A 12,348-nucleotide genomic window follows, 5' to 3' on the forward strand; every position below is an offset into this window, starting at 1 on the left:
CCCGCAGCGGGCCGCGCGCTCACGGGCGCGGGGCCCGCTTGACGTGCTCGTAGGCGTCGAGCGCCGCTGTGCGCGTCTCGCCGAGGTCGACGATCGGCTCGGGCGGCTCGTCGCCGAGATGCTCGGGCGCCCACTCGCGCACGTAATGACCGTCCGGGTCGAACTTCTTCGCCTGCAGGTCGGGATTGAAGATGCGGAAGTACGGCGCCGCGTCGGCGCCCGAGCCGGCGACCCACTGCCAGTTGAACGGGTTGTTGGCGCCGTCGGCGTCGACCAGCGTGTCCCAGAACCACTCCTCGCCGCGTCGCCAGTCGATGAGGAGGTTCTTCACGAGGAAGGATGCCGCGACCATCCGCACCCGGTTGTGCATGTAGCCGGTGCGCCAGAGCTCCTTCATGCCTGCGTCGACAAGGGCCACGCCCGTGCGCCCCTGCTGCCATGCCTCCAGCCGGCTCGGCGCGAGCCGCGGCCAGGGGAACGCGTCGAACTCCGGCCGCAGGTTCTTCGTCGCCAGCTCGGGGAAGTGGTACAGGGTGTGCCACGCGAACTCCCGCCACCCGAGCTCCGACAGGAACCGCCCGCCGTGCCCGGCCTCGACCGTATCGTGCCACACCGTGTGCGGACTCACCTCGCCCCAGCGCAGCCGCGGCGACAGCAGCGACGTGGCGCCGGCCGCCGGCTCGTCGCGTGCGCGGTCGTAGCCGGCGAGGTCCTCGCTGAGGAACGTTCGCAGCCGCCGCCGGGCGGCCGGCTCGCCGGGCTCCCACGTCTCGCGCAGCCCGGCCGCCCAGTCGGGGTGCCGGGGCAGCAGCCCCCATTCTTCGAGGGAGTCGGATGCCGGAGCCCGCCGAGGTCCGTCCACCTGGCGCGGCTCGGGCAGCGGCGGCCGCGGTGCGGGCAGCGACAGGCAGGCCCGCCAGAACGGCGTGAAGACGGAGAAGTGCGTGCCGGCACCCGTCTTGACCGTCCACGGCTCGAACAGGAGCGATCCGGCGAAGGAGGCCACCTCGACGCCGTCGTCGCGCAGCGCGGACTTCAGTCCGGCGTCGATCCCGCGCTCGGGCCCGCCGTAGCGGCGGTTCCAGAAGACCGCGCCGGCCGCGGCATCCGTCACCGTCTCGCGGACCACGCGATCGGCCGGGCCTCGCCGCAGTACGAGGGTGGAGCCGCGCTCCTGCAGCCGCTCGGCGAGAGAGGCGAGGGAATGGTGCAGCCACCAGCGGGCGGCGCCGCCGAGCGGACGGATGCCGGGGCTCTCGTCGTCGAGCACGTAGAGGCCGATGACGGGTTCGCCGCGGTCGAGCGCCGCGCGCAGCGCCGGGTTGTCGGCGAGGCGCAGGTCGTCGCGGAACCACACGAGGGAGGGGCCGGCCATGGCTCCATCCTCGCCCGCCGGTCCCGGGCACCCGCGGTCTTGACAGTCCGGGCCGCGGGCGCTCTTCGCAGGCTCGGCGGTCAGGTCACGAGAGCCGGGATTCTCGCCGAAACCGAGGGCGAGGTCACATGTTTCGGCGGGGAATGCCTTGTCTCGGCGGGTGCTTCTCGCGGCTTGCGCACGGATCGTCCGTGCTTGCAGGGGCTTGCGGAATCCTGCAAGTTCTTGCGTACACTGAGCGCATGTCGAAGCGACTCGCAGAGGTGGCCCGCAAAGTCGGCGTCAGCGAAGCCACGGTCAGCCGGGTGCTCAACGACAAGCCGGGGGTGTCGGAGGCGACACGCCAGGCGGTGCTCACCGCGCTCGACGTGCTGGGCTACGAGCGGCCGACGAAGCTCCGCGGCGAGCGGGCGCGACTGGTGGGGCTTGTGCTCCCCGAGCTGCAGAACCCGATCTTCCCGGCGCTCGCCGAGATCATCGGCGGGGGCCTCACGCAGAACGGCTACACGCCGCTGCTCTGCACGCAGAACGCGGGAGGCATCACCGAGTCGGACTACGTCGACCTGCTGCTTCAGCAGCAGGTGTCGGGCGTGATCTTCCTCGGTGGAAACTACAGCCAGGCGGATGCCGTGCACGAGCACTACGACCGGCTCCGGCAGGTCAACCTGCCGACGGTGCTCGTGAATGCGCGGCTCGATGCGCTCGACTTCGCGACGGTCTCGACCGATGACGCGGCCGCGGCTGAGCAGGCGATCCAGCACCTGCACCAGCTCGGTCATCGTCGCATCGGGCTGCTGCTCGGTCCGGTGGACCACATCCCGTCGCAGCGCAAGCTCGCCGCCGCACGGCGGCTGCTCGAGCGTCTCGGCTCGCCGCTCGACGACGCCCGCGTCGTCCGCGGGCTGTACTCGCTGGAGTCCGGCCAGGCCGGCGCGACCCGCCTCTTCGCCGCGGATGCCACCGCGATCGTGTGCGCGAGCGACCCGCTCGCCCTCGGCGCCGTGCGCGCCGCCCGGCGCGCGGGCCTGCGGGTTCCCGACGACGTCAGCATCGTGGGCTTCGACGACTCGTTCCTGATGAGCTGCACCGAGCCCCCCCTGACGACCGTGCGCCAGCCGATCGAGTCGATGGGTCGCACCGTGATCGAGCTGCTGCTCTCGCAGATCGCCGGCACCACGGAGGCCGGCGACGAGCTTCTCTTCGAGCCCGAGCTCGTTCTTCGCGCCTCAACCGGACCCGCCTCCGCCTGAGCCGAGGGACGGGCGTGAGGCCCGCCGGTCGTTGAGCGGAGGAGCGACGTCGCCTCACGATCCCGGTCGTTGAGCGGAGGGCGCTCTGGCGCCCGCAGACGAAACGCGTTGGGGTTTCCGGGATCGCCGGGGCGTTTCGTCTCGCTCGTTCCTCGCTCGCTCAACGGCCGGGGGTACAGCGACGCCCGCTGGCGGCTCGCTCGTTCCTCGCTCGCTCAACGGCCGGGGTACGGCGACGCCCGCCGGTCGTTGAGCGGAGGGCGCTCTCGCGCCCGCAGACGAAACGCGTTGGGGTTTCCGGGATCGCCGGGGCGTTTCGTCTCGCTCGTTCCTCGCTCGCTCAACGGCCGGGGGTACAGCGACGCCCGCCAGAGGCTCGTTCCTCGCTCGCGCAACGGCCGGGGTACAGCCACGCCCGCCAGAGGCTCGTTCTTCGCTCGCTCAACGGCCGGGGGGGTACAGCGACGCCCGCTGGCGGCTCGCTCGTTCGTCATGCGCTCAGCGCTGAGCCTTGGTCGCGCTGGCATCACAATCTTGCAAACAAATGTCGAAGAGTTGCGTAGACGGGTGGTGAGCAATACATTGATCACACCCGATCCTTTCATCGCCGAGGAGAACGCCCCTTGGACACTGACGTCCTCACCCCGCACCGGCCTGCCGTCCCTGCGGGCGACGACCCCCTGTGGTGGCGGTCGGCGGTCATCTACCAGGTCTACGTGCGCAGCTTCGCGGACGGGAACGGCGACGGCACGGGCGACCTGGCCGGCGTCCGCGCCCGCCTCAGCTATCTCAAGGACCTCGGCGTCGACGCGATCTGGTTCAACCCCTGGTACCCGAGCCCGCTGGCCGACGGGGGCTACGACGTCGAGGACTACCGCGACATCCACCCGCAGTTCGGCACGCTGGCCGAAGCCGAGCAGCTGATCGAAGAGGCGCTGGCCCTCGGCATCCGCACGATCATCGACGTGGTGCCGAACCACATCTCGGATCAGCACCCGTGGTTCCAGGCGGCGCTGGCCGCCGGTCCCGGCAGCCCCGAGCGCGAGCGGTTCTGGTTCCACCCGGGCACGGGCGAGTCGGGCGACGGCATGCCGACGGACTGGGTCTCGAGCTTCCAGGGCGACACGTGGACGCGGACGACCAACGCCGACGGCACGCCGGGGGAGTGGTACCTCCACCTCTTCACGCCCGAGCAGCCCGACCTCAACTGGAACCACCCCGACGTGCGTCGCGAGCACGAGGACATCCTGCGGTTCTGGTTCGACCGCGGCGTCGCGGGCGTGCGCATCGATTCGGCCGCGCTGCCGGTGAAGGACCCGGCCCTGCCGCCGCTCGGTGACGGCGACCACGGTCCCGGCGACCACCCGCACCTCGACCGCGACGAGCTGCACGACATCTACCGCGCGTGGCGCAAGGTCGCCGACGAGTACGAGGGAACCCGCGTGCTCGTGGGCGAGGTGTGGCTGGACGACGCCGAGCGCTTCGCGCGGTACCTCCGGCCCGACGAGATGCACACGGCGTTCAACTTCGACTTCATGACGCAGCCCTGGAGCGCCGCGGCGCTGCGAGGCTCGATCCAGCGGACGCTCGCCGAGCACGAGCCGATCGGCGCCCCCGCGACGTGGGTGCTGTCGAACCACGACGTCACGCGGCCGGTGACGCGCTACGGCCGCGCGGACTCCGCGTTCGCGTTCGCGCGCAAGCGGTTCGGCACGCCCACCGACCTCGCCCGCGGCACCCGTCGCGCGCGGGCGGCCGCTCTCCTCAGCGCGGCGCTGCCGGGGAGCCTCTACATCTACCAGGGCGACGAACTCGGCCTTCCCGAGGCCGAGCTGCCGCGCGAGGTCATCCAGGACCCGATGCACTTCCGCTCCGGGGGAGTGGATCCGGGACGGGACGGATGCCGCGTCCCGCTGCCCTGGTCGGGCGTCCGGCCGCCGTACGGCTTCGGTGCGGCCGACGGCGTCGACACGTGGCTGCCGCAGCCGGCGGACTGGGCGCCGCTCACCGCAGCGGCCCAGAGCGCCGACCCCGACTCGATGCTGTCGCTGTACCGGGAGGCGCTGCGGCTGCGCTGCGACCTCGACGACCTTCGCGGCGAGAGCCTCGCGTGGCTCGAGCTCGGCGCCGACGTGCTCGCGTTCCGCCGGGGCGACCGCACGCTCTCGATCACCAACCTGGGCGCGGTTCCCGTCCCGCTGCCCGCACACCGCGCCGTGCTCCTGTCGAGCGCGGCGATCGAGGATGCCGCGGGCTGCGGCATCCTTCCCCCCGACTCCACGGTGTGGCTCACGTTGTGAGCACGAACACCCACCTCGAGGAGAGTGCGCCGCGACGCGGACGCACGAACGCATCACACAGCAGAAGAAGACGAAAGGACCAGACAATGACGTCCACGATCCGGCGGGCCGCCATCGGCGCGCTCGCACTGACCTCCACGGCGGCCCTGCTCGCCGGGTGCTCGACCACCGGCGGCGACGAGGCTGACGGCGTCACCCTCACCGTCGCGATCGACGCCGGCCTCGAACAGGAGGCGCGCGACAACTTCGACGCGCGCGTCGAGGCGTTCGAGAAGGACAACCCCGACATCACCGTCGAGGCCCAGGAGTACACCTGGACAGCGCCGACCTTCACGACCGATCTCGCCGGCGGCACGCTGCCGGACGTCTTCACCATCCCGTTCACCGACGGGCGCGGCCTCATCGCGAACGAGCAGATCGCCGACGTGTCCGAGCTCGTGGCCGAGCTGCCGTACGCCGACCGGTTCAACCCGAACGTGGCGCAGGCCGGGCAGGCAGAGGACGGCTCGCAGTGGGCGATCCCGATCGCCGCGTACGGGCAGGGCCTGCACTACAACCGCACGCTGTTCGAAGCCGCCGGCCTCGACCCCGACGCTCCGCCGACCACGTGGGACGAGGTCCGCGAGGCGGCAAAGGCGATTTCGGACGCGACCGGTGAGGCCGGCTACGCCACGATGACGTCGGGCAACACCGGCGGCTGGATCCTGACGACGCTCGTCAACGCCTTCGGCGGGCGCACCGAGGACGCCGACGCGGCTGCGCCGACGCTCGACTCCGACCCGGCCGTCGCCGAGGCGCTGGAGTACCTGCACGAGCTGCGCTGGAGCGACAACTCGATGGGCGCGAACTTCCTCTACGACTGGGGCACCATCAACCAGGACTTCGCGGCCGGCCGCATCGGCATGTACGTCTCGGGCGGCGGCAACTACGGCAACCTCGTCACGCAGAACGAGCTGAACCCCGACGACTACGGACTGACGGTCCTGCCGCTCCAGGGCGAGGACCCGGGCCTCCTGGGCGGCGGCACCCTGGCCGCCGTGAGCCCGAAGGCGGGCGAGGCGGAGCAGGCGGCCGCTGTGAAGTGGATCGACTTCTACTACCTCGCCAAGCTCGCCGACGAAGACACCGTCGTCGAGACCGCCGAGCTCGCGGACTCGCTCGGGCAGCCGGTCGGCGCCCCCGAGCTGCCGGTGTTCGACTCCGAGCAGTACGAGCAGTACCAGTCGTGGATCGCGCCGTACGTCAACGTGCCGATCGAGCAGATGGCTCCCTACACCGACGCGATCTTCGACCAGCCGCTGATCGCCGAGCCCCGCGTGGCGACGCAGGACGTCTACGCGCTGCTCGACACGGTCGTCCAGTCCGTGCTCACCGACGAGAGCGCCGACATCGCGGCACTGCTGGCCGACGCGCAGGCGCAGGCCGAAGCGCTGTACGACAAGGCCGGCGAGTAGGCAACGGGTTCTCCGGGGCGGCGTCGCCGCCGCCCCGGAGAGCCACGCGTGGAACAGGACCACCGATGACGCAACTGACGCCGACGACGGCGCCGCCGCCCGCGGCCGAGACCGCCGACACCATCGACCGGGCCGTGTCCGCCGCCCCGCGCCGTCGCCGCGGGCTGCGCGGCTGGGTGCGCGGCGACGGCCCGCACACCCTCGTCTTCCTCATCCCGCTGCTGGTGAGCTTCGTGCTGTTCTCCTGGAAGCCGATCGTGGATGCCGCGGTCATGGCGTTCCAGCACACCAACCTCATCGCGCCCGCGGAATGGGTCGGGCTCGACAACTTCGCCACCGTGCTGAGCGATCCGCTGCTGGGCACCGCGGTGCTCAACACGCTGTGGTTCGCGGTGCTCGCGCTGATCCTGGGGTACCCCATCCCTCTCGTCGTGGCGGTGCTGATGAGCGAGGTCCGCCGAGGGAGGGGGCTGTACAGCGCCCTGGCCTACCTGCCGGTGATCGTGCCGCCGGTCGTCGGCGCGCTGCTCTGGAAGTTCTTCTACGACGCATCGCCCAACGGGGTGTTCAACACGATCATCGGCTGGTTCGGCCTCGGGCCGCTGCCGTGGCTGCAGGACCCGGCGACCGCGATGCCCTCCATCGTGCTGTTCGCGACGTGGTCGGCCGCCGGCAGCACGGTGATCATCTACCTGGCGGCGCTCATCGGCGTCGCGCCCGAGCTCTACGACGCCGCCGAGGTCGACGGTGCCGGCGTGTGGCGAAAGGTGTGGCACGTCACGGTGCCGCAGCTGCGCGGCGTGCTGCTGGTCACGTTCATCCTGCAGATCATCGGCACCGCGCAGGTCTTCCTCGAGCCGTTCCTCCTCACCGCCGGAGGCCCCGCGAACTCGACCTTGACGATCCTGATGCTCATCTACAAGTACGCGTTCCAGAACAGCCTCGGCGGCGATTATGGCGCGGCGACGGCGCTGAGTCTCATGCTCGCCCTCGTGCTGGCGATCTTCTCCGCCGTGTACTTCCGCCTCACCAAGAGCTGGAGCACCTCGTGACCACCACCGCAGCCCCGCCGGTCACCCGCCGCCGAGGCCGTGCCGACGACGCCGATCGCGGCATCCTGTCGTCTTCCGACTGGCGCCGCCGGCGCGTGCGCGTGACGACCCGCGTCACCCATGCCGTGCTGCTGCTGTCGCTCATCGTCGTGGGACTCGGGCCGATCCTGTGGCTCGCGAAGTCCGCGGTCACCCCCACGCAGGACACGCTCCGGCAGCCGCTGGCACTGTGGCCCAACGGGATCGACTGGGCGAACCTCGGCGAGGCGTGGAACCGCGTCGAGATCGACAAGTACTTCGCCAACACCGTGATCATCGCCGTCGGCGTGTGGGTCGTGCAGGTGCTCGTCGCGACGACGGCGGGCTACGCGCTGTCGGTGCTGCGGCCACGCTACGGCAAGGTCGTGGTCGGCGCGGTGCTGGCGACGCTCTTCGTGCCGAGCATCGTGCTGCTGGTGCCGCTGTACCTCACCATCGTGCAGCCGCCGCTCCTCGGCCAGTCGCTCATCAACACGTTCTGGGCGGTCTGGCTCCCCGCCGGCGCGAGCGCCTTCAACGTGCTGCTGATGATGCGGTTCTTCGACTCGCTGCCGCGGGAGGTGTTCGAAGCCGCCCGCATGGACGGCGCCGGCCCGTACCGCCTGTTCTGGTCGGTCGTGCTGCCGATGTCGCGGCCGATCATCGGCGTGGTCTCGGTGTTCGCCGTGATCGCGGCGTGGAAGGACTTCCTCTGGCCGATGCTCGTGCTGAAGGATCCGGCCCTGCAGCCCCTGTCGGTGCGACTGCCGCAGCTGCAGCAGTACATCGAGCTCGACGTGTTCCTCGCCGCCCTGGCGATCTCGACGGTGATCCCGATCGCGCTCTTCCTGGTGTTCCAGCGCATCTTCCTCAAGGGCGCGGGCATGGGCGGCGCCGTGAAGGGCTGACGCCTGTGATGACGGATGCCGCGGCCCCCGGCATCCGTCATCTCACAGGTCGTCGGTGTCGTGCCCCTTGGGCACCACGACGACCAGTGCCGACGGCTCGACGCGGGTCTTGACCGAGAGGGCTTCGCCGAACTCGTCGCCGTCGAGCTGCACCGGGCGGGCCTCGTGCGTGGCGATCTCGATGCCGGCGCCGCGCGAGTAGATCACGGCGTTGTCCTTCGTCCGCAGCGACAGCACCCGCCGGCCGGCGCGGAAGCGGCGCAGGAAGCTGTTGTCCCATGCGACGCGACGCCACACGAAGAGCCAGCCGAAGGGCCCCTTCGGCTGGAAGATCACGATGTCGAGCGCGCCGTCGGCGACGGACGCCTCGGGGATGAGGTCGAGGCCGGCCGGCAGCTTGCCGCAGTTCGCGAACAGCACGCTCTGCACGCGCGAGGAGTGCAGGCGGTGGCCGGGGAGCTCGTAGACGACGCGGAAGGGCTTGGCCATCGGCAGCGCGCGAGCGGCGCCGTCGACGTAGGCGACCCAGCCGACCGTCTTCTTCAGCTGCGGGTTGGTGTTCGCGATCATCGCCGCGTCGAGGCCGATGCCGCCCATCACGACGAACGCGTGCTCGGCGGTCGTGCCGTCGGGGCGGGCGAGCTCGGTCCAGCCGACGTCCATCGACAGCGTGTCGCCGTCGAACACCGCCTTCACCATCGCCTCGGGCTCGGTGAGGGGGAGCTTCAGGTTGCGCGCCAGCAGGTTGCCCGTGCCGCTCGGCACGATCGAGAGCGGCACGCCGCTGCCGCTCATGGCCTCGGAGACAGCCCGGACGGTGCCGTCGCCGCCGGCGACGAGCACGGCGTCGACGCCCTCGTCGAGCGCCTGGCGGGTCACGTCGTCGCCCAGGTCGTCGACGGTCGTCTCGTAGAAGAGCGGCTCGGACCAGCCGGCATCGGCTGCCAGCCGCGTGACGATGTCGCGCAGCGCGTCGGCGTCCACCTTGATGGGGTTGTACACCAGCGCGGCCTTGGGGGAGGGGCGCCCGCCGTCGGACTCCATCGGGCGGGTCTCGCCGCCCGGGCCGACCCGGCGCGCCTCGCCGCTGTCGTCGTCGGTGGTGTCGGACTCCACGTCGTCGGGCTCGTGGATCACCTCGTCGGGCTCGGCGGCCTTCTCGGGGTCGGGCGCGCCGTCCGGATTCGCGCCGCGGGTGCCGTCGCCTCCCTCGCCGCCGGGCGTCTTGTCGCCGCCGGGCGTCTTGTCGCCGCCCGGCGTCTTGTCGCCGTCGGACGAAGCTGCGGGTGCGGCATCCGTCCCCTCCGCGGTGACGTCGGAGGCGTCGAGCTCGGCCGTCGAGGGGCCGTCGGCATAGATGGCGTCGGCCGGATGAGGATCGATGTCGGTGGGGATCTCGCCCGTGCGCAGGTCTTCGACGGGAGCGCCGCCCGTGGCAGCACCGTCCTCGGGAGCACCGTCGGCGGGAACGCCGTCCGTGGGAACGTCTTCGCCCGATCCGGATGCCGCCGCCATGTGCACCAGATTAGGGCGCGAACGGGCTCGCCGGGCACATCCGACGCGGGGCTTGACAGCCGGAGCGCTGCGGCACGCGCCGACTAAGCTTGCAGAGTGATCGATCCCGTGCTGCTTCGCGACAATCCCGAGCTGGTCAAGCGCTCGCAGGAGGCGCGGGGTGAATCGCCCGAGACCGTCGACGCCGCCATCGAGGCCGACCGCGCGCGCAGGGCCGCGATCACCGCCTTCGAAGAGCTCCGCGCCGCGCAGAACGCGCACGGCAAGAAGGTCGCACAGGCGCCGAAGGAGGAGAAGGCCGCTCTCGTCGCGCAGGCCAAGGAGCTGAGCGAGCGCGTGAAGCAGGCCCAGCACGCGGTCGCCGCCGCGGAAGAGGCATCCGCCGAGGTCTTCGGAGCGCTCGAGAACATCGTGATCGAGGGCGTGCCCGCCGGCGGCGAGGACGACTTCATCACGCTCCGCACGCACGGCGAGATCCCCGCATTCGGCTTCGAGCCGCGCGACCACCTCGAGCTCGGCGAGCGCCTCGGCGCGATCGACATGGAGCGCGGAACCAAGGTCTCGGGCAGCCGCTTCTACTTCCTCACCGGCATCGGGGCGCGGCTCGAGATCGCGCTCATGAATCTCGCCCTCGATCGGGCACTGCAGGCCGGGTTCACGCCGATGATCCCGCCGACTCTGGTGCGGCCGGAGGTCATGCGCGGCACCGGGTTCCTGGGCAAGCACGCGGCGGAGGTGTACCACCTCGAAGACGACGACCTCTATCTCGTCGGCACGAGCGAGGTGCCGCTGGCCGGCTACCACATGGACGAGATCCTCGACCTGTCGCGCGGAGCCAAGCGCTACGCCGGCTGGTCCACCTGCTACCGCAGCGAGGCCGGGTCGTACGGCAAGGACACCCGCGGCATCATCCGCGTGCACCAGTTCAACAAGCTCGAGATGTTCGTCTACACCACGCCCGAAGAGGCCGAGGCCGAGCACCTGCGGCTCGTCGCGCTGCAGGAGGGCATGCTGCAGGACCTCGGCCTGTCGTACCGCGTCATCGACGTCGCCGCGGGCGACCTCGGCTCGAGCGCGGCGCGCAAGTACGACGTGGAGGCATGGGTGCCGACGCAGAACGCGTACCGCGAGCTCACCTCGACGTCGAACTGCACGACCTACCAGGCGCGGCGGCTCGACATCCGCTACCGGACGCCGTCGCCCGACGGGAAAGGCGCCGGGAAGACGCAGCCGGTGGCGACGCTCAACGGAACGCTCGCGACCACGCGCTGGATCGTGGCCCTGCTCGAGACCCACCAGCGCGAGGACGGATCGGTCACGGTGCCGGAGGTGCTGCGGCCCTTCCTCGGCGGACTCGAGGTGATGGAGCCGGTCGCGTGAGCCCCGAGCCCGGGGACCTCGGACGCGCCACCGACGACCTCGAGACCGACGCCCACGTCGAGGAAGCCCTGCCGGAGACGGGCGAGATCGAGGTGGAGGCGCCGGCGGAGGCTGCCGAGCTCGTCGACGAGCTCGCCCGCGAGACGGAGCGCCCCGACGTGGCCGTCGCCCGGATGCTCATCGTGCTCGACATCGACGGCACCGTGCTGCTCGAGGACGAGTCGCTCAGCCCGGGCGTGGTCGACGCGGTCGCCCGCGCGCAGGACGCGGGCCACGAGGTCATGATCGCGACCGGACGCAGCTGGGAGGGCACGCGAGGAATCCTCCGCGTGCTCGAGCTCGCCCCCGAGTACGTCGTCTGCTCGAACGGCGCCGTCGTGCTCCGGCGCGTCGACGGCGACGAGCTGCTCTACGACCGGTGGCACGTCGAGACCTTCGATCCGCGCGAGGTGCTGAGGCTGCTGCGCGAGCACCTTCCCGAGGCCCGGTACCTCGTGGAGCTGCCGGACGGGAAGCGGCTGTACACGGAGTACCTCGAGGATTGGAATCTCGTCAACGCGCGCCGGGTGCCCTTCGAGGAGCTCGGTGCGGAGCGCGTGTGCCGTGTCGTCGTCGTCTCCCCGGAACAGGACGAGCACGACTACCTCGAGCTGGTGCGCGAGATCGGCCTGCACGAGGTCTCGTATGCGGTGGGCTGGACGGCGTGGCTCGACATCGCGCCCCAGGGGGTCGACAAGAGCACCGGCCTCGAGCTCGTGCGCACGGAGCTCGGGATCGAGCCCGAACACGTGCTGGTGATCGGCGACGGCCGCAACGACGTCGGCATGTTCGAATGGGCACGCGACCACGGCGGCCGCGCGGTCGCGATGGCTCAGGGACCGCAGGAAGTGCGGGATGCCGCGGGCGAGACCACCACCTCGGTGCACGAGGGCGGCGTCGCGGCGGTGCTGCGCGCGCTCTGAGCGCAGCGGGCGGCCGACGCGGTCGCGCGTCGCCCGCCGGATCGCCCAGCGGTCTGCGAAGGATGGCGACGGCGGTGCGGTCGGCTAGACTCGACGCCTGTTCGACGGATGCCTCGGCAACGAGGGATCGGTCG

At 71.2% G+C, this 12,348-nt stretch carries 9 protein-coding genes; 7 read left to right on the plus strand and 2 right to left on the minus strand.

Going from position 1 to position 12,348, the window contains the following annotated elements; genetic code table 11:
* Positions 1-19: 19 nt before the first annotated feature.
* On the minus strand, positions 20-1,375 hold the full coding sequence (locus tag IM770_RS04605) for a cryptochrome/photolyase family protein (protein ID WP_203579966.1): 1,356 nt from the start codon (positions 1,373-1,375) through the stop codon (positions 20-22).
* A 242-nt stretch (positions 1,376-1,617) separates the two neighbouring features.
* On the opposite strand from IM770_RS04605, the gene IM770_RS04610 reads away from it, so the two are divergent.
* The 5 genes from IM770_RS04610 to IM770_RS17835 all read left to right on the plus strand — a co-directional run bounded on the left by IM770_RS04610 (position 1,618) and on the right by IM770_RS17835 (position 8,357).
* Entirely contained in the window at positions 1,618-2,625 is a 1,008-nt protein-coding gene (locus IM770_RS04610) for a LacI family DNA-binding transcriptional regulator (RefSeq protein WP_203579967.1), read from the plus strand.
* Positions 2,626-3,248: 623 nt separating this feature from the next.
* Positions 3,249-4,925: a glycoside hydrolase family 13 protein gene (locus IM770_RS04615; protein ID WP_203579968.1), complete on the plus strand. Its 1,677-nt coding sequence runs from the start codon at positions 3,249-3,251 to the stop codon at positions 4,923-4,925.
* 86 nt (positions 4,926-5,011) lie between these two features.
* Positions 5,012-6,379, plus strand: coding sequence for an ABC transporter substrate-binding protein (locus IM770_RS04620; RefSeq protein WP_203579969.1), 1,368 nt, complete (start codon positions 5,012-5,014; stop codon positions 6,377-6,379).
* Positions 6,380-6,444: 65 nt separating this feature from the next.
* Positions 6,445-7,431: a carbohydrate ABC transporter permease gene (locus IM770_RS17830; RefSeq protein ID WP_239065791.1), complete on the plus strand. Its 987-nt coding sequence runs from the start codon at positions 6,445-6,447 to the stop codon at positions 7,429-7,431.
* Positions 7,428-8,357, plus strand: coding sequence for a carbohydrate ABC transporter permease (locus tag IM770_RS17835; RefSeq protein WP_307785377.1), 930 nt, complete (start codon positions 7,428-7,430; stop codon positions 8,355-8,357). Before IM770_RS17830 ends, IM770_RS17835 begins: the two co-directional genes overlap by 4 nt.
* A 42-nt stretch (positions 8,358-8,399) precedes the next feature.
* Here IM770_RS17835 and IM770_RS04630 read toward each other — a convergent pair whose 3' ends face one another.
* Positions 8,400-9,872: a diacylglycerol kinase family protein gene (locus IM770_RS04630; RefSeq protein ID WP_203579971.1), complete on the minus strand. Its 1,473-nt coding sequence runs from the start codon at positions 9,870-9,872 to the stop codon at positions 8,400-8,402.
* A 96-nt stretch (positions 9,873-9,968) separates the two neighbouring features.
* On the opposite strand from IM770_RS04630, the gene serS reads away from it, so the two are divergent.
* Both serS and IM770_RS04640 read left to right on the plus strand, forming a co-directional pair.
* Positions 9,969-11,252 carry a serine--tRNA ligase gene (serS, locus tag IM770_RS04635; protein WP_203579972.1) on the plus strand — a complete coding sequence of 428 codons (1,284 nt, stop codon included), beginning with the start codon at positions 9,969-9,971 and terminating at the stop codon, positions 11,250-11,252.
* Positions 11,249-12,214: an HAD hydrolase family protein gene (locus tag IM770_RS04640; protein ID WP_203579973.1), complete on the plus strand. Its 966-nt coding sequence runs from the start codon at positions 11,249-11,251 to the stop codon at positions 12,212-12,214. The genes serS and IM770_RS04640 overlap by 4 nt, the downstream gene beginning before the upstream one ends.
* The last annotated feature ends 134 nt before the right edge of the window (positions 12,215-12,348 follow it).

The sequence above is a fragment of the Microbacterium hibisci genome, assembly GCF_015278255.1.
GTDB classification, from domain to species: Bacteria; Actinomycetota; Actinomycetes; order Actinomycetales; family Microbacteriaceae; genus Microbacterium; species Microbacterium hibisci.

Coding starts and splice junctions, on each gene's coding strand:
- IM770_RS04605 (WP_203579966.1), bottom strand. CDS start 1,375: ATGGCCGGCCCCTCCCTCGTGTGGTTCCGCGACGACCTGCGCCTCGCC.
- IM770_RS04630 (WP_203579971.1), bottom strand. CDS start 9,872: ATGGCGGCGGCATCCGGATCGGGCGAAGACGTTCCCACGGACGGCGTT.
- IM770_RS17830 (WP_239065791.1), top strand. CDS start 6,445: ATGACGCAACTGACGCCGACGACGGCGCCGCCGCCCGCGGCCGAGACC.
- IM770_RS04620 (WP_203579969.1), top strand. CDS start 5,012: ATGACGTCCACGATCCGGCGGGCCGCCATCGGCGCGCTCGCACTGACC.
- IM770_RS04610 (WP_203579967.1), top strand. CDS start 1,618: ATGTCGAAGCGACTCGCAGAGGTGGCCCGCAAAGTCGGCGTCAGCGAA.